The sequence below is a fragment of the Galactobacter caseinivorans genome (assembly GCF_003640665.1).
In the GTDB taxonomy this organism is placed as follows: domain Bacteria; phylum Actinomycetota; class Actinomycetes; order Actinomycetales; family Micrococcaceae; genus Galactobacter; species Galactobacter caseinivorans.
On record NZ_QQXL01000007.1, the window covers coordinates 124,917 to 142,840 of the forward strand.

Sequence of the window (17,924 nt, forward strand, 5' to 3'; positions counted from 1 at the left end):
AGTAAAGGCGTAACAAGGCATTGATCCGGCCATCACCGGTGAGCCGTCGGAAGAAACCCAGCCACACGCCGTCGGGCGCAAGCGCGGGGGAGTAGAACCGACCGGGACAGCCCGTCACAGCTGACACAAGCGGCTACGCCGCCCCGCACCCGGGGCCGGCGCAGCAAGCGGGGTGGTACCGCGGCCCCGGCGCCCATGCGCCGGATGTCGTCCCTGTATGTCGTAGAACATGTGGCGCGCAGCAGAGCGTCACGGACACGCAGGAAGCAGCGCATGAGCCTTTACCCCCGCGTCACGAGCGATCCCTCCGGCCAGACCCCCGCCTCACCGCGTTTCCCTCAGATCGAGGAACGCGTGCTGAGCTATTGGGAGGCCGACAACACCTTCCAGGCCTCGATTGATCAGCGTGCCGCCGGCGAGAACGAGTTTGTGTTCTACGACGGCCCACCCTTCGCCAACGGCCTGCCCCACTACGGACACCTGCTCACGGGCTACGTGAAGGACCTGGTGGCGCGCTACCAGACCCAGCGCGGCCGCCGCGTGGAGCGTCGCTTCGGCTGGGACACGCACGGCCTTCCGGCCGAGCTGGAGGCCATGAAGCAGCTGGGCATGACGGATAAGAAGCAGATCCTGGAGATGGGGATCGATAAGTTCAACGCCGCCTGCCGCTCCTCCGTGCTCAAGTACACCGGCGAATGGCAGAACTACGTCACCCGTCAGGCTCGCTGGGTGGACTTTGAGAATGACTACAAGACCCTGAACCCCTCCTTCATGGAGTCGGTGCTCTGGGCCTTCTCGGAGCTGCACCGCAAGGGCCTCACCTACGAGGGCTTCCGCGTGCTTCCGTACTGCTGGAAGGACGAGACGCCGCTCTCTAATCACGAGCTGCGCATGGATGACGACGTCTACAAGGACCGCCAGGACACCACCGTCACCGTGTCCTTCCCGCTGCTGACCGGCGAATCCGAGCTCTCTAAGGAACTGGCCGGCGTCAACGTCCTGGCCTGGACCACCACCCCCTGGACGCTGCCGACCAACCTTGCCCTCGCCGTCGGGCCCGCCGTGCAGTACAGCGTCCTTCCCGGTGGCCCGGAGCAGCCGGCAAGCAACACCGTTGCAGCCGGGGCCCGCTACCTGCTGGCGAGCGAACTGGTGGGCGCGCATGCCAAGGACCTTGGCTACGCCGACGCGTCCGCGGCGCAGGAGGCCGTGACGGCCACCTACACCGGCACCGAGCTTGACGGCCTGCGTTACGCCCCGCTGTGGGACGTCTTCAACGACGCTGAGAAGTGGGGCACGCAGGGCGCCTGGCGGATCGTCGTGGACGAGTACGTCTCCACGACGGACGGCACCGGCGTGGTGCACCAAGCTCCCGCCTACGGCGAGGACGATCAGCGCGTCTGCGAGGCCAACGGGATCCCCGTGGTGCTCTCCGTCGATGAGGGCGCACGCTTTTTGCCGCTCTTTGAGAACACCGTGCTGGCGGACGTGGCAGGGGTACAGGTCTTTGAGGCCAATAAGGCCCTCATCAACCACCTCAAGGCGGACGGGCGCCTGCTGCGCCAGGCCAGCTACGTGCACAGCTACCCCCACTGCTGGCGCTGCCGCACGCCCCTGATCTACCGCGCCGTCTCCTCCTGGTACGTGCAGGTCACGGACGTCAAGGCCCGCATGGGCGAGCTGAACCAGGGCATCAACTGGATCCCCGAGAACGTCAAGGACGGCCAGTTTGGCAAGTGGGTGGCCAACGCCCGCGACTGGTCCATCTCCCGCAATCGCTTCTGGGGCTCGCCCATCCCGGTGTGGCAGTGCTCCGACGCCGAGTGCCAGCATGAGGAGGTGCACGGCTCCCTGGAGGAGCTCAAGGCCCGCTTTGGCCGCCTCCCCGTGAACCATGAGGGGGAGACGGATCTGCACCGCCCCTTCATCGACGAGCTCACGACCGCGTGCCCCGAGCAGGGCTGCACCGGCACGCTGCGCCGCGTCGAGGACGTGCTTGACGTGTGGTTTGACTCCGGGTCCATGCCTTACGCCCAGGTGCATTACCCCATGGAGAACAAGGAATGGTTTGACACCCACAACCCGGCGGACTTCATCGTCGAGTACATCGGTCAGACCCGCGGCTGGTTCTACACCATGCACATCCTGGCGACGGCGCTTTTTGACCGCCCCGCGTTCAAGAACGTGATCTCCCACGGCATCGTGTTGGGTTCCGACGGTCAGAAGATGTCCAAGTCGCTGCGCAACTACCCGGACGTCAACGAGGTCCTTGATCGCGACGGCTCCGACGCCATGCGTTGGTTCCTCATGGCCAGCCCCATCCTGCGCGGCGGCAACCTGGTGGTCACCGAGGAGGGCATCCGCGAGGGCGTGCGCCAGGTGCTGCTTCCCCTGTGGAACGTCTGGTACTTCTTCACCCTCTACACCAACTCAGCGGACGGGGGCCGCGGCTACGAGGCGCAACTGCGCTACGACGCCAAAGACCCGCTGGATCGCTACCTGCTGGCGGCCACCGGCGACCTGGTGCGGGAGGTGCGCGTTGCCTTGGACTCCTACGAGGTCTCCGACGCCACTGACGCCCTGCGCTCCTACATGGACACGCTGACCAACTGGTACGTGCGCCGCTCCCGCCAGCGCTTCTTTGACGAGGACCACGAGGCCTTCGACGTGCTGTATACGGCGCTGGAGACCCTGTGCCGGGTGGCGGCCCCTCTGTTGCCGCTGGCCACCGAGGAGATCTGGCGCGGACTCACCGGCGGGCGCAGCGTGCACCTGAGCGACTACCCGGATGACTCGCTCTTCCCGGTGGACGCGGCCCTGGTGGAGCGTATGGCGCTCACCCGCACCATCGCCTCCACCGGTTCCAGCCTGCGCAAGGCCGCCAAGCTGCGCGTGCGCTTGCCGCTGGCCAGCATGGACGTGGTGGTGCCGGACGCCGCCGGGCTCAGTGGGACCTTCGCGGACATCATCAAGGACGAGTTGAACCTGAAGGCCGTGCATCTGGTGGACGCGGAGGGCGCCGACGAGGCCTCCTTCGGCATCTCCCGCACGCTGACGGTCAACGCCCGCGCGGCCGGGCCGCGCCTGGGCAAGCAGGTGCAGCAGGCCATCAAGGGCTCCAAGTCCGGTGACTGGTCCGTTGCAGAGGACGGTTCCGTGAGAGCCGGCGGCCTTGACCTGGTGGAGGGGGAGTACACCCTCACCACAGTGGTCGACGACGCTGGGTCAGGCAGGGCGGCAGCGGTGCTGTCCGCCGGTGGTTTTGTGGTGCTGGATACCGCGCTGACGCCGGAGCTGGAGGCAGAGGGCACCGCGCGTGACCTGGTGCGCGCCATCCAGTCGGCCCGCAAGGCCGCCAACCTCACGGTGGGTGATCGCATCCGCACCAGCGTGCAGGCGCGGCAGGACGTGGTGGACGCGGCGCAGACGCACCGCGAGCTGGTCACCGCGGAGACGCTCTCTAGCGAACTCGAATTGCTGGTGGCGGATCTGGATGAACCCGCCGTGGTCGTTGAGGCCGTGGCGAGTGACGCGGCGGGAGTGCAGGCATGAGCGCCTTTGAGCCCACCCCGGATCCCGCAGGCGTTCAACGCGTCTACGGAGCCTTGCTGAGCCGCGCGCCGGAGAACAAGATGGAGCGGCGCATCGATCCGCTGCGCCGGGCCATGGAGGTGCTCGGTGACCCGCAGAACACTGCGCCGGTCATCCACCTCACGGGGACCAACGGCAAGACCAGCTCGGCGCGCATGATCGAGTCGCTGCTGCTGGCCCATGACATCCGCACCGGTCGCTACACCTCCCCGCACCTGAGCTCCGTCACCGAGCGCATCGTCATTGACGGCGCGCCCGTCTCCGATGAGGCCTTTGTGCGGGTCTGGGATGAGATTGAGCCGTTCCTGCAGATCGTGGATGCCGAGCTGGAGGCCAAGGGCGAGCACCGCCTGACCTTCTTTGAAGCCATGACCGTGCTGGCGTTTGCGATCTTCGCTGACGAGCCGGTGGAGGCGGTGGTGCTAGAGGTGGGCCTGGGCGGCACCTGGGACGCCACCAACGTGGCCAAGGGGCAGGTCAGCGTGGTCACGCCGATCAGCCTGGACCACACCGATCTCTTAGGAGACACCGTCGGGGAGATTGCCGAGGAGAAGGCCGGGATCATCAAGCCCGGCGGCATCCTCATCTCCGCCGCGCAGGAGCCGGAGGCCGCGCAGGTGCTGCTAGAGCGTGCCCGCGAGGTGGGGGCTGAATGGCGCTTTGAGGGCGTGGAGTTTGGCGTGGAGTCCCGCACCCTCGCGGTCGGCGGGCAGATCATCAACCTGCAGGGCATCGCCGGGCGCTACCCGGAGATCACCCTGCCGCTCTTTGGTCAGCACCAGGCCCAGAATGCTGCCACGGCGCTCGCTGCGGTGGAGGCCTTCATCGGCGGCGGCACACGGGAGCTGAACCAGGAACTGGTCCAGGCCGGGTTCGCTGCAGTCAGCTCCCCTGGGCGCCTGGAGATGGTGCGCAGCTCACCCACCATGGTGGTGGACGCGGGGCACAACCCCGCTGGGCTGCGGGCCTCGGCTGAGGCCATCAAGGAGTCCTTCGGCTTCACCAAGTTGGTCTTGGTGCTGGGGATTCTGCAGGAGAAGGACGCCGCTGGCATGCTCCTGGAGCTGCGGGAGCAGTACGGCGAGCTGGTCAGCGACGTGGCCATCACCCAGTCGGCCTCTGCGCGCGCCATCCCCGCCGGTGAGCTGGCCGCACTGGCCATCGAGGCGGGTTTTGAGGAATCCGATCTCTTCGTGACGGAGAAGCTGGACGACGCGCTGGACTGGGCCGCGGCCCGGGCGGACGAGTCGGAGGAGCTGGGCGGAGGCGGCGTGCTCGTCACCGGATCCATCACCCTGGTGGGGGAGGCCCGCACCCTGTTGGGCGCGGACGCCGACGGCGGCCCGCGCATGGTGTCTCCCGCGCCGGTGGCCATGGATGGCTTTGCGCTGGAGGACCTGGAGCTGGACGGCCTCGACGCAGAGGACTTTGACGAAGAGGACGAGGACTGAACATGGCCAAGATGACCAAGTCGCAGCTGGCCTGGCGTCCGGGCATGCCCAAAAAGCGCCGGAGCACCCGAGTCATGTTTGCCTCGGTAATCCTGACGCTGGAGGCGCTCGCGGTGCTCTTTGCCGGGCTGGCCATGTTTGGCCTGCGCGGCCGTGTAGAGGGCGGCGGGGTGCCGTTCCTGATCATGGGCATCGTGGTCGCCATCGCACTGGTGCTCACATGCGCCGTGGTGGGCAAGCGCTGGGGCACGGCGCTGGGTTGGGTGCTGCAGGTGGTCCTGATTCTCATGGGCCTCTTTGAGCCCATGATGTTTGTGGTGGGTGCGCTCTTCTTGCTCTCCTGGGCCTACGCCATGTGGCAGGGAACCAAGATTGATCTGGAGAACGCGGCCCGCGCAGAGGAGCAGGCGCAGTGGGAGGCGGAGCACCCCGAGGGGTGAACCGCGCCCAGCCCTTCACCGCCGCTAGGATGGGAACCGAGAAACTTCCCCTGCACGTCAAGGAGACATCAGTATGAGCACCGAACGGACCCTGGTCCTGGTCAAGCCGGACGGCGTCAAGCGCCACCTCGTCGGAGAGATCCTCTCCCGCATCGAGACCAAGGGCTACGACGTGGTGGAGCTGAAGATGCTCACACCGACGCGTCAGATCCTTGAGCAGCACTACGCCGAACACGAGGGCAAGCCCTTCTACGAACCGCTGGTGGAGTTCATGATGTCCGGCCCCGTGGTCGCAGCTGTGCTTGAGGGCAACCGCGTGATCGAGGGCTTCCGCTCGCTGGCGGGCACCACCGAGCCCACCGCAGCCGCCCCCGGCACCATCCGCGGTGACCTGGGCCGCGACTGGGGCCTGAAGGTGCAGCAAAACCTGGTGCACGGCTCCGACTCCTCGGAGTCCGCTGAGCGCGAGATGGGCATCTGGTTCGGCGCCTGATCTGGTCCGACGCCTGATCTGAGACAGCAAAGGACGCCCCTCGGTTTATCCGAGGGGCGTCCTTTGCTGTGCCGGGCGTGTCAGGTGCAGCGCCGGGAGGCTCAGGAGGCCGGGAAGAGCAGGCCCATGAAGTTGATGATGATGGACCCGGCGCAGGCCAGGAGCAGCACAAAGGCGGTGATCCAGGCCCAGCCACTGGCCCAGCCCTGCAGCCAGCGCGGCGCCGCAAACACACCCGTGAGGATGTTGCGCGCCAAGGAGATGAAGAACAGGACCGTGATCATGAGCCAGCAGACCATGCAGTAGATGCACAGGGCGCGGATCTCAAAGAGGGCCACGCTGTAGAGCCAGATGAGGAACCCGAAGGCCGCCGCCACTCCGAGCTGGAAGCAGACCCAGTACCAGCGGGGCATGGACGCGCCGCTGAGCACGCTCACGCCGATCACCACGAGGATGCCAAAGCCCACCAGGCCCATGAAGGGGTTGGGGAAGCCAAAGGCTTGCGCCTGATCGGAGAGCATCACGGAGGTGCAGGAGAAGGCCCCGCCCCAGTCGCAGCTCGCCACCGCGTCAGCGTTCAGGTACAACTGCACGCGCTCGGCAACGAGCACGCCGGCGGCGATGAGGCTGGCCAGTCCGGTGATGACAGTGATCCACCCGAAGCCCGCGCGGCGTGCCCACCATGGCAGGTCCTTTGCGTCGGGAGCGGACGGGGCAACCCGCCCGGAGACGGCGGTGATGGTGCTGTCGGACACGGCGGTGGCCTCCCTGTATGCGCCGGGTGGGGCGCGTTCGACACGTTGTCGAAGTCCACCCTAGTCCGTCTCCACCGCCGGATCAGGCAGATGTGCGACAATGGCGACGGGTGAGCCGGTGTCCACAGCTCGGCTTCATCCCACCAGGAGGACCTTGTCCCCGTCCGGAGTGTGTGGCCCCGCGGAAGTTCGCGGAATGTGCCATCCGGGCTCGGCCCCACATGGGTCGCCGCCGATACTGGCGGGACGGACGAGCGGCCACTGGTGGCCGGCGCGGTGACAGCGCCCGGTATCAAATCGACTTCCGGGTCGCGAGAGGCGCAACAGGCGCCGGAGCGTACCGATGAGCCGCGCTGGCGGGGCCCACTGTGGGGGCTCTACCGGTGCAGGAGTCAGCAACATGGCAGAGCCAACACAGCCCACCGCATCAGAAACGAACGTGGCAGCAGATCAGCCCGCCAAGGCGGCGACCGCGCGTCAGGCGCCGGCCCGCAAGCGGGCAACCACCAAGAAGGCCGCGGCCCCCGCAGGAGCGGACGCCGCCACGGCTGACGAATCCGGAGCCGTCGCCGAGCAGGCGCAGGAGACCGAGTCGAAGCCCGCGAAGAAGCCGGCCACGCGCAAGCGTGCGGCCGCCAAGAAGCCGGCAGAGCCCGCGACAGAGCCCGCAGCGGAGCCGACGGAGTCCGCCTCGGCGGCCACGAACGACGCCGCAGCGGCGAAGAAGCCGGCCACCCGCCGCAGGGCAGCAAGCAAGAAGACCGCAGAGTCCGCGGAGCCCACCGCCGCCACCACGGAGGCCGCAGTAGCCGAGGCGGAGCCCGCGAAGGATCCAGTGCAGGAGCCGGCGCCGACGAAGAAGCCGGCCACCCGCCGCAGGGCAGCCAGCAAGAAGACCGCCGCCGCCCAGGTGAGCGACGAGGCAACGCCGGCCGCAGAGACCGCCGCAGAGACCGCCGCGGGGGCCCCCGCCGAGTCGGAGCCGAGCGTCGACGAGGCCCCTGCTGAGAAGACACCGGCCAAGAAGGCCCCGGCCCGCCGCCGGAGCAAGAAGACCGACGCCGTGACGGAGTCTGTGCCGGAGTCTGAGGCAACGGCCCCGGAGGCAGCAGTTGAGCCGGAGGCGGCCGACGAGCCCGAGGTCGCGACCGCCGAGGCGGCGCCCGCCTCGCCGTTCGACATCCCCACCGATTCCTTTGGCTTGCTCTTCCAGGAGCCGGACCTGGCGGCCGTGGAGCGCCCGGCCGCGTCCCGCCCGGAGCAGGAGCAGGCGGAGGAGGGCACCCGGCGTCGTCGCCGTCGTCGCCGCGGCACCGAGGACATGGAGATCGAGGGCGGTGACGACGGAGACCCCGCCGGCACCGTGACCCGCGTGCGCGCCCCCAGGGCAGCCGCCGCCGAGGCCCCCATCGACCATGTGGTGTCCATTAAGGGCTCCACCCGCCTGGAGGCCAAGCGCCAGCGCCGCCGCGACTCCCGCGAGTCCGGCCGCCGTCGCCACGGCATCACCGAGGCCGAGTTCCTGGCGCGCCGCGAGTCCGTGGATCGTCAGATGGTGGTGCGCCAGAACGATCAGCGCATTCAGATCGGTGTGCTGGAGGACGGCGTGCTCTCGGAGCACTTTGTCTCCCACACCACGCAGGACTCCCTGATTGGCAACGTCTACGTGGGCAAGGTGCAGAACGTGCTCCCGTCCATGGAAGCTGCGTTCATCGACATTGGCCGCGGGCGCAACGCCGTGCTGTACGCCGGTGAGGTGGACTGGGATGCTGCCAAGCTGGATGGCAAGCCTCGCCGCATTGAGTTTGCGCTGAAGTCCGGCGACTCGGTGTTGGTCCAGGTCAGCAAGGACCCGGTGGGCCACAAGGGTGCCCGCCTCACGAGCCAGATCTCGCTCCCGGGCCGCTACCTGGTCTACGTTCCGGCCGGCTCCATGACGGGTATCTCCCGCAAGCTGCCGGACGTGGAGCGCAACCGTCTCAAGAAGATCCTGAAGGAGCACCTGCCTGACAAGGCGGGCGTGATTGTGCGCACCGCCGCCGAGGGGGCCTCGGAGCAGGAGTTGATGAACGACATCAACCGCCTGCGCGCGCAGTGGGAGGGCATCTCTTCCGCCGCCACGTCCACCAAGACGCGTGCGCCGGAGCTGCTCTACTCGGAGCCGGACCTCATGATCAAGGTCGTCCGCGACGTGTTCAACGAGGACTTCTCCAAGCTCGTGGTCCAGGGCGAGAGCGCCTGGGACACCATCGAGGCCTATGTGACCTACGTGGCTCCGGACCTGCTTGGCCGCCTGGAGAAGTGGGCCGGCGACGAGGACGTGTTTGCGTCCTTGCGCCTGGATGAGCAGATCCGCAAGGCGCTAGATCGCAAGGTCAACCTGCCCTCCGGCGGCTCGCTTGTCATTGACCGCACCGAGGCCATGACCGTCATTGACGTCAATACGGGCAAGTTTGTTGGCTCTGGCGGCAACCTGGAGGAGACGGTCACCAAGAACAACCTGGAGGCCGCAGAGGAGATTGTGCGCCAGATGCGCCTGCGGGACATGGGCGGCATCATCGTGGTGGACTTCATTGACATGGTCATGGAGTCCAACCGCGACCTGGTCCTGCGCCGCCTGGTGGAGTGCCTTGGCCGGGACCGTACCAAGCATCAGGTGGCAGAGGTCACGAGCCTTGGCCTGGTGCAGATGACGCGCAAGAAGATCGGTACCGGTCTGCTTGAGGTCTTCTCCGAGCCCTGTGATCACTGCGACGGTCGCGGTGTGGTGATCGCTGACGAGCCCGTGGAGGGACGCAAGAGCCCCCAGCACGTGCACACGCCGTCAGAGCGCCCCACGCGGTCCGAGCGCCGCAAGAGCCGCAACGGTTCCGCCGAGGAGACGGCACAGGAGGCTCAGCCCGCAGAGAAGCAGGCTGAGAAGCCTGTGCAGACGGCTGAGGAGGCGGAGCGCGCCCAGCGCGCCCGTGCCGCCTTGGCCACCATCGCGGCGGCCTCCGGCCACGCGGGGGAGCAGGGTGACGCGGCGCACTCGGAGTCCAAGCAGCAGGGCGAGCCGGTTGCCGTCGGCGACTCGGAGGGTCATGGGCTCGACGACGCCGAGGACGACGGGCGGCCGCGTCGCCGCCGCCGTCGCGGACGTCGCGGACGCGGTGGTCGCCTCAATGAGGACGGCACCGAGATGGAGAACGACGACGCTGCCGCGCCCGCCGTTGTTGCTCCGGTCGCTACGCAGCCTGAGGCCGTCAAGCCTGCGGTTGCCGAGCCCGTCAGTGGCGTGGCTCGTTCCCTCTCGGGCGTGGAGCGCGCCGAGCGTGCCGATGCGGCCACCGCGCAGACGGCGGCCACCGCAGGTGCCGCAGCCAACGCGCAGGCCCCCCGCAGGCGCCGTCGGGCAGCTGCATCCGCCCAGGGTTCCAGCGCCACCGAGTCGGTGCGCGCAGGCGAGGCGGAGGGGAAGACGCTGAACTCGGCCGCCGTGGCCAAGGCCCCGCAGTCGCCCGTCAGCAGCGCTGAGCCCATCATGTTGGGTGTTGGAGTTCCCGCCTCCGAGCTGTGAGGCTGCTCACTCGCGACGCGCCGGGGCGAGCCTCATTTGCTCCGGCGCCCGCGGCTACCGTAAACTTGATCTTCGGTGCGTGTTGCACGGTTGAACCGTTCTGGTTCGTGACCGCCATGTCCCGCATGCTTTCCCCGCTCGGCCCCGTGTCGCAGTGGATTCTATTGTCAAAATCGAGAGAAGTGAGTACCTAGTGGTGTACGCGATTGTTCGCGCTGGTGGGCGCCAGGAGAAGGTTGCCGTGGGCGACATCGTCACCCTCGACCGCGTCCACGAGAAGGTCGGCGCTTCCATCGACCTCCCCGCGGTGCTGCTGGTCGATGGCGACAAGGTGACCTCCGACGCCAAGGCTCTGTCCGGCGTGAAGGTTGAGGCCAAGATCCTCGAAAACCTGCGTGGCAAGAAGATTGTCATTCAGAAGTACAAGAACAAGACCGGCTACAAGAAGCGCCAGGGTTTCCGCGCCGCGCTGACCAAGGTCGAGATCACCTCGATCGTCTGATCCGGTTACCCCCAACGCTTCGAAGGTAGGTAAGAACCATGGCACATAAGAAGGGCGCAAGCTCTACTCGAAACGGCCGCGACTCCAACGCCCAGTACCTGGGTGTTAAGCGCTTCGGTGGCCAGGTCGTCAAGGCCGGCGAGATCATCGTCCGCCAGCGCGGCACGCACTTCCACCCGGGCGCCAACGTCGGCCGCGGTAAGGATGACACGCTGTTCGCCCTCTCCGCCGGTGCGGTGGAGTTCGGCACGGCCCGCGGTCGCCGCGTGGTCAACATCGTCGGAGAGTAATTTTCCGACAGCTGGTCGTTGAACGGAGGGTGGGCCGTGTGCCCGCCCTCCGTTTGCGTCTTTAGCACGAGTTTTGACCGGTGCGAGCAATCTGCTTGCCCCGGCCCACAACCGATTTACTAGGAGTGAACCGTGGCGGCCTTCGTCGACCGTGTGACCCTGCACCTGACCGGTGGCAATGGCGGGCACGGTTGTGTCTCCGTGCACCGTGAGAAGTTCAAGCCGCTTGGCGGCCCGGACGGCGCCAACGGTGGCAACGGAGGGGACATCATCCTGCGCGCCGACGTGCAGGCCACCACGCTGCTCTCCTATCACCACGCCCCCCACCAGCGCGCCGGCAACGGCGAGCCTGGCAAGGGCGACTTCCGCCACGGCAAGAACGGCGAGACCCTGCTCCTGCCCGTGCCCGTCGGCACCGTGGTCAAGAACAAGGCCGGGGACATCGTTGCCGACCTGGTCACCCCCGGTCAGGAATTCATCGCCGCTGCCGGTGGCCCAGGCGGTCTCGGCAACGCCGCGCTTGCCTCGCAGAAGCGCAAGGCCCCCGGCTTTGCCCTCTTGGGTGTGCCTGGCGAGGAATCCAACCTGGTGTTGGAGCTCAAGTCGGTGGCAGACGTGGCGCTGGTGGGTTACCCGTCCGCCGGTAAGTCCTCGCTGATTGCCGCGCTCTCCGCTGCCCGGCCCAAGATTGCCGATTACCCCTTCACGACCCTGACGCCCCACCTCGGTGTGGTGGAGGCGGGGGAGACCCGCTACACCGTCGCGGACGTGCCCGGTCTGATCGAGGGTGCCGCGGACGGCAAGGGCCTTGGCCTGGAATTCCTGCGCCACGTGGAGCGCTGCGCCGCGCTGGTGCACGTGCTGGACACGGCCGCGCTGGAGACTGACCGCGATCCGGTGGCAGACCTTGAGGTGATCGAGGCTGAGCTGGATAAGTACCTGGTGGATGCGAGCTTCGCCGGCGCGGACGGCCACGCCGTCCCGCTGAACGAGCGCCCCCGCCTGGTCGCCCTGAACAAGGTGGACGTCCCGGACGGCCGCGACATGGCTGAGATGGTCCGCCCCGCCCTTGAGGCGCGCGGCTACCGCGTCTTTGAGGTCTCCGCGGCCTCCCACGAGGGCCTGCGCCCGCTCTCCTTCGCGATGGCTGAGCTGGTCAATGCGGCCCGCGCCGCCCTTCCCCAGCCGGAGGTGGCGGTGGAGGTCTCCGTGCACCGTCCCCGCGGTGTGGACCGGGACAAGGTGGAGTTCACCATCCGCCGCGAGGAGCGCAACAACCTGCCGCTCTTCCGCGTTCGCGGTGCCAAGCCGGAGCGCTGGATTGTGCAGACGGACTTCCGCAACGACGAGGCGGTGGGCTACCTGGCCGAGCGCCTCAACAAGATCGGCATCGAGGACGAGCTCTACAAGCTCGGTGCCAAGCCCGGTGACGCAGTGGTCATTGGCGGCGACGGCGGCGTGATCTTTGATTGGGAGCCCACGGTCTCCGCTGGCGCCGAGCTGCTGGGTAACCGCGGCGAGGACATGCGCATCACCGAGGCCAACCGCCGCTCCACCGCGGACCGCCGCGAGGCGTACCAGGCCCGCAAGGACCGCCGCGCAGCCACCCAGGGTGAGCTGGAGAACGAGCGCAAGGCCGGCATGTGGAACGTCAAGGCGGAGGGTGACTCCGGCTCTGCCGTAGAAACCGACCCCGGCGCATGAGCAGGGGCGGGGGGCAGCCCTCTCCGGTGACGGACCGTTCGGGTCTGGCCTCCGCACGCCGGATCGTGGTCAAGATCGGTTCCTCCTCGCTCTCCACCGTGGACGGCGGCCTCAACGTCGACGCGGTGGAGGCGCTGGAGCGCGTGCTTGACCGCGTCATCACCCGCGGCACGCAGGTGGTGCTGGTCTCCTCCGGAGCCATCGCTGCAGGCCTGCGCCCGCTCGGCCTCGACCGCCGCCCGCGCGACCTTGCGACCCAGCAGGCCGCGGCCGGCGTGGGCCAGGGGCTCCTGGTGGCGCACTACTCCAGGGCCTTTGCCCGCCACGGACGCACCGTGGCGCAGGTGTTGCTCACCGCGGATGATCTGGTGCGCCGCCAGCACTACGCCAACGCGTTCCGTTCGCTCTCGCGGCTCCTTGACCTTGGCGTGGTCCCGATCGTGAACGAGAACGATGCGGTCGCCACGCACGAGATTCGCTTTGGCGACAACGACCGCCTGGCAGCCCTGGTGGCAAACCTGGTCAAGGCGGATGCCCTGGTCCTGCTCTCTGATATTGACGCTGTCTATGACCGCCCGCCCTCCGCGGGCGGCACCCCGCTGCGCCTGGTGCGCGGCGCCGCAGACCTGGAGGGCGTGCTGCTTGGCAGCGCCGGGCGCGCCGGGGTTGGCACGGGCGGCATGGCCACCAAGGTGGAGGCCGCCACCATCGCTGCCCAGTCCGGGATTCCCTCCCTCGTGACCTCCGCTGCCCTCGCAGGGCCCGCTCTTGACGCGCAGGAGGTGGGCACCTGGTTCTCCGCGCGCCGCGGTAGGCGGCCGCTGCGCCTGCTGTGGCTGGAGCACCTGGCAACGACCAGGGGCCGTCTGGTGCTCGACGACGGTGCGGTCACCGCGGTCGCGACCGGGCGCCGTTCGCTCCTGGCCGCGGGCATCGTGGCCGTGGAGGGTGCCTTTGAACACGGTGACCCGGTGGAGATTGCCGGCCTGGATGGGCGGGTGCTGGCCCGCGGGCTCGTGAACTACGCCAGCGACGAATTGCCAGAGATGCTTGGCCGCTCAACGGCGCACCTGGTCGCGGCGCTTGGCCCGCATTACGAACGCGTGGTGGTCCACGCTGACGACCTGGCCTTAGTCGGCGCAGGAACTCATTAATCCAGCCCCGGGTCATGTACGTCATGGTGAGGCGCGGATCACGTCCGGCTTCGTATCATGGGGGACATGAGCGCAACCACCACCTCCTCCGTTCCCGTGCCCGCGACCGACGCCGCGCACGCGCCGGAACCGGACGTCGTCGAGCTGGTGAACTCCCGCGCCCGTGCCGCGCGTGAGGCGTCCAGGGCACTGGCGGCCGCCACCCGCGCGCAGAAGGATGAGGCGCTGGTCGCGATCGGCGCCGCGCTGCTGACTCACTCCGAGAGCATCCTTGCGGCCAACGCGCAGGACCTGCGCCGCGGGGAAGAGAGTGGCACCTCCGCGCCGCTCCTTGACCGGCTGCGCCTTGACCTTGGCCGGATTGAGGGCCTGCGGGACGCCCTGGAGGAACTGGCAGCTTTGCCGGATCCGATCGGCGAGGTCATCCGCGGCCAGAACCTGCCCAACGGGTTGCGCCTGCGACAGCTGCGCGTGCCGCTCGGCGTGGTGGGTGTCATCTACGAGGCCCGCCCCAATGTGAGCGTGGACATTGCCGGGATTGGGCTCAAGAGCGGCAACGCGGTGTTGCTGCGTGGTGGCTCAGCCGCGGCCTCTACCAATGCCGAACTGATCCGCGTCATCCGTGAGACGCTCAGCCTGCACGGCCTGCCAGCGGACGCGGTGCAGACCGTGGATGACGGGGGCCGTCCGGCCGCCCGGGCCATGATGACCGCCGTGGGGCTCATCGACCTGCTGGTGCCCCGCGGCGGGCACGGGCTGATTCAGGATGTGGTGCAGAACTCCCGCGTCCCCGTGGTGCAGACGGGGGAGGGCAATGTGCACCTCTATCTCGACGCGGACGCGAGCGCTGAGCGTTCCATCCCCATCGCCATCAACGCCAAGGTGCAACGGCCCAGCGTGTGCAACGCGGCGGAGACCCTGCTGGTGCACGCGGACGCTGCCGAGACCGGGGCGGCGGTGATGCGCGCGCTGGCCAAGGAGGGCGTCACCCTGCACGCCGATCAGCGCTCAGCCGCTTGGGTCCCCGAAGTGGAGACCGTCCCTGCCACCGAGGTGGACTGGATCACTGAGTACGGGGACCTGAACATGGCCGTGCGCGTGGTGGACACCCTCCAGGACGCGTTGGAACACATCCGCAGCTATTCCACCGGGCATACCGAGGCCATCATCACGGACTCCGTCAGCAGCCAGCGCGCCTTCATCGCCGGCGTGGATTCGGCCGCAGTGATAGTCAATGCTTCCACGCGCTTCACCGACGGGGGGCAGCTGGGACTGGGTGCTGAGGTGGGGATTTCCACCCAGAAGATGCACGCGCGGGGCCCCATGGGCCTGGCCGAACTCACCACGACGCAGTGGATTGTGGAGGGCGACGGCCACGTCCGTTCGTGAACGGTACGCCGGGCTGGGTAGAATGCTCAGCAGAACCTTGGTTCGGCGCTTGTGCCGTGCCCGCAATACTTTCGAGGAGATCCGTCGATGAACATTCTGGCAACCGCCGTGACTGTCGCCAATGAGACCGCAGAACATGGGGGCGGCAACGGCCTCATGTGGGGTTTCATCGTCGGTGGATCCATGATGCTCGGCTTCTTGCTGCTCCTGCTGATCACGGCCTCCTTCTCCAACGTCGGCACCAAGCATGAGGCCGGCCCGGACGTGATTGATCCCAGCAAGGAGATTGGGCCCTTTGGCCCCGCGGGCATCGAATCCCACTCCGGTCACTGAGGCCCGCTAGATCATGGTGCGTCGGCGCGTTGGCGTCATGGGTGGAACGTTTGATCCCATCCACCACGGACACTTGGTGGCCGCCAGTGAGGTGGCCGCGCGGTTTGAGTTGGATGAGGTGCTCTTTGTGCCCACCGGCCGGCCGTGGCAAAAGGAGGGCGTGGGTAAACACGTCACCAACTCGGAGCATCGCTACCTGATGACCGTGGTCGCCACAGCCTCCAACCCGCGCTTCACCGTCAGCCGTGTGGACATTGAGCGCTCCGGTCCCACGTACACGATTGACACGTTGCGGGACCTGCGCAAGCAGCGACCAGAGGATGAACTGTTCTTCATCACCGGCGCCGATGCGCTGGAGCAGATCATGACGTGGAAGGACGTAGAGGAGCTCACCTCGCTGGCACACTTTGTGGGTGTGACACGTCCGGGACATGAATTGCGCGACATGGGACTGAAGGACGTGCGATTGTTGGAGGTGCCCGCCATGGCGATTTCGTCGACAGATTGTCGCGATCGCGTCGAGGCGGGGGACCCCGTCTGGTATCTGGTGCCGGACGGGGTGGTCCAATACATCAATAAATACCAGCTGTATCGGGGGGAACACACCCCCTTGGGAGTGACATCGTCATGACTGATCGAAAGCCGCCGCTGACCCGCAGGGAACTGCGCGAGAGGCAGAGAGCACGCACGGGAGTACAGGCCCCAGAGCCGACGCCCGATGCTCCGGCGACGGCTGAGAGCGCCTCCACGCCGGGCAGCCATTCGGGCTCCGGCCCGGTGGACGCCCCCGCCGCAGGTGCCCACCCGCACGACAACGCCGCCCATCGCGGTCAGTCCGCCGCCCGCCGCACCCGACGCCGCGATGGCTCGGAACCGCAGCAGACCGGCACGCTGTTCATCCCGCGCGTGCAGGAGCAGAGCCCGGCCCAGGAGGCTGCCCCGGTGGCGCCGGCCCCCGTGACGCCTGCCCCCGTGGTTGAGAACCACGTCGAGTCCGCGCCTTCCGCCCCCGAGGCAGGACAGGATCTGCCGGACGACTCCACCAGCTCGCGTCATTCGCGCCGACAGGAGCGCCTGCGCCGCCAGGCCGCCGAGGCCCGCCTGGCCCTGGACTCCGCCGACGAGACATCCGCGGCGTCTGCACCGAGCGTTACTTCGGCCCCGGCCCCGGCGGCCGTCGAATCCATGCCCGCGGTGCCCGCTCCGGCGGCCCCCGAGCCCGTCGCGCCGCCCCGCATCGTTGAGCCGCCCGCCGCGCAACGCCCGGTCGTTGAGGCGCCCGTTGTTGAGCCGCCCGTTGTTGAGCCGGCGGTCGTTGAACCTTCGGTGGTTGAACCTCCGGTCGCGGCATCTCCTGCCGCGACGCCTGCTGCTCCCACGCCGTCCGCCGCGGCGCCACTTGAGGCCGCGCCTCGCGACGCAGCACCCGTGGACTCCGTACCGCCCATCGTGGGGCCTCCCGTGGTGGCTCCTCCCGAGCGACCCGCGCCTCGCAGCGGCTCCCGCCCCGCGGCGTCGAGCACCTCTGCGCCGTTGCCCGCGTTCGATGACCTCCTGGGGCAGGGCACCCGGCTCTCGCCGGCGTCGCCGGCCTCCGCTGGGTCTCCAGACGCCCCGGTCGCTGACCCCCCGGCGCTGCCGCCCGTCGTCGCCCCGGTCACCGCACCCGGCCCGCGCATCGGTTCCGCCTACGGACCCGTGGTGCAGCCCTCCCGTCCGTCCACCGGACGCCAGGACGCCGTCGCCAGCGCGGAGCCGGCCGGGGAGCGCCGGCGCAGTCGCAAACGTTCCATGGAAGCGCTGTCCCAGCCCGTGTTGCCTGAGGAGGTGGCGGCGGAGTATTCCGACGAACCCACCGACCAGCAGGCGCCCACCTTCGCCGACGTGCTCGGTCTGCCGGAGACGCCGTCCCGCGGCTCCAGCCGCCGCCAGCCAAGCAAGCGCCGCGCCAACGCACCCCAGAACCAAGACGGCACCCTGACCGTGGATCGCGAGGCGCAGAAGCGCCTGGAGAACACGGGCCTGATTGCCCCGGTGACCCAGGAAATCTCCTTGGTCATGCCCAAGGCTGCGTCGCAAGACGCCCTGCCGCTCAACGCCGAGCAGGGGGAGGCCAAGCCGCTTGGAGCGCGCCAGGCCCACGGCTTGGACCCCCTTGAATACAAGGTCTCCGGCGTGCAGCGCGCGCGAGTTGGCCTGACCGTCGTCATTTGTTCGGTCATCGTGGCGCTTGCCGCCGTGGTGATCGCCATTAAGCTTTGAC

Annotated in this window: 14 protein-coding genes; 13 read left to right on the forward strand and 1 reads right to left on the reverse strand. The window is 68.2% G+C overall.

The features are described from left to right. Positions 1-273: 273 nt before the first annotated feature. From ileS to ndk, 4 genes are all read left to right on the forward strand, one after another. Complete coding sequence (gene ileS / locus DWQ67_RS11800; protein WP_121485815.1) at positions 274-3,552, forward strand: isoleucine--tRNA ligase; 3,279 nt, start codon at positions 274-276, stop codon at positions 3,550-3,552. Beyond that, entirely contained in the window at positions 3,549-5,042 is a 1,494-nt protein-coding gene (locus DWQ67_RS11805) for a bifunctional folylpolyglutamate synthase/dihydrofolate synthase (protein ID WP_121485816.1), read from the forward strand. The genes ileS and DWQ67_RS11805 overlap by 4 nt, the downstream gene beginning before the upstream one ends. A 2-nt stretch (positions 5,043-5,044) precedes the next feature. Continuing rightward, positions 5,045-5,482, forward strand: coding sequence for a DUF4233 domain-containing protein (locus DWQ67_RS11810; protein ID WP_121485817.1), 438 nt, complete (start codon positions 5,045-5,047; stop codon positions 5,480-5,482). A 73-nt stretch (positions 5,483-5,555) separates the two neighbouring features. After that, the gene (gene ndk / locus DWQ67_RS11815; RefSeq protein ID WP_121485818.1) at positions 5,556-5,975 is read left to right on the forward strand and encodes a nucleoside-diphosphate kinase; all 420 of its coding nucleotides are present in this window, start codon (positions 5,556-5,558) and stop codon (positions 5,973-5,975) included. Positions 5,976-6,076: 101 nt separating this feature from the next. Here ndk and DWQ67_RS11820 read toward each other — a convergent pair whose 3' ends face one another. Beyond that, on the reverse strand, positions 6,077-6,730 hold the full coding sequence (locus DWQ67_RS11820; RefSeq protein WP_121485819.1) for a vitamin K epoxide reductase family protein: 654 nt from the start codon (positions 6,728-6,730) through the stop codon (positions 6,077-6,079). A 400-nt stretch (positions 6,731-7,130) separates the two neighbouring features. On the opposite strand from DWQ67_RS11820, the gene DWQ67_RS11825 reads away from it, so the two are divergent. The 9 genes from DWQ67_RS11825 to DWQ67_RS11865 all read left to right on the forward strand — a co-directional run bounded on the left by DWQ67_RS11825 (position 7,131) and on the right by DWQ67_RS11865 (position 17,923). Beyond that, positions 7,131-10,289 (forward strand): Rne/Rng family ribonuclease, encoded by a 3,159-nt coding sequence (locus DWQ67_RS11825; protein WP_121485820.1) that lies wholly within the window; start codon positions 7,131-7,133, stop codon positions 10,287-10,289. 193 nt (positions 10,290-10,482) lie between these two features. Continuing rightward, positions 10,483-10,791, forward strand: a complete 309-nt coding sequence (rplU, locus tag DWQ67_RS11830) for a 50S ribosomal protein L21 (protein ID WP_121485821.1) — start codon at positions 10,483-10,485, stop codon at positions 10,789-10,791. Between the two features lie 38 nt (positions 10,792-10,829). Continuing rightward, on the forward strand, positions 10,830-11,081 hold the full coding sequence (gene rpmA / locus DWQ67_RS11835) for a 50S ribosomal protein L27 (protein ID WP_119425666.1): 252 nt from the start codon (positions 10,830-10,832) through the stop codon (positions 11,079-11,081). A gap of 132 nt (positions 11,082-11,213) precedes the next feature. Beyond that, a complete protein-coding gene (gene obgE / locus DWQ67_RS11840; RefSeq protein ID WP_121485822.1) occupies positions 11,214-12,785 on the forward strand; it encodes a GTPase ObgE in 1,572 nt (523 codons plus the stop codon). Continuing rightward, positions 12,782-13,939 (forward strand): glutamate 5-kinase, encoded by a 1,158-nt coding sequence (gene proB / locus DWQ67_RS11845; protein WP_121485823.1) that lies wholly within the window; start codon positions 12,782-12,784, stop codon positions 13,937-13,939. The genes obgE and proB overlap by 4 nt, the downstream gene beginning before the upstream one ends. Before the next feature lie 66 nt (positions 13,940-14,005). Beyond that, the gene (locus DWQ67_RS11850; protein ID WP_121485824.1) at positions 14,006-15,328 is read left to right on the forward strand and encodes a glutamate-5-semialdehyde dehydrogenase; all 1,323 of its coding nucleotides are present in this window, start codon (positions 14,006-14,008) and stop codon (positions 15,326-15,328) included. 87 nt (positions 15,329-15,415) lie between these two features. Continuing rightward, a complete protein-coding gene (locus DWQ67_RS11855) occupies positions 15,416-15,661 on the forward strand; it encodes a hypothetical protein (RefSeq protein WP_121485825.1) in 246 nt (81 codons plus the stop codon). Positions 15,662-15,674: 13 nt separating this feature from the next. Continuing rightward, entirely contained in the window at positions 15,675-16,292 is a 618-nt protein-coding gene (gene nadD, locus DWQ67_RS11860; protein WP_121485826.1) for a nicotinate-nucleotide adenylyltransferase, read from the forward strand. Then, positions 16,289-17,923 carry a hypothetical protein gene (locus tag DWQ67_RS11865; RefSeq protein WP_147433691.1) on the forward strand — a complete coding sequence of 545 codons (1,635 nt, stop codon included), beginning with the start codon at positions 16,289-16,291 and terminating at the stop codon, positions 17,921-17,923. Before nadD ends, DWQ67_RS11865 begins: the two co-directional genes overlap by 4 nt. Position 17,924: the final 1 nt, after the last annotated feature.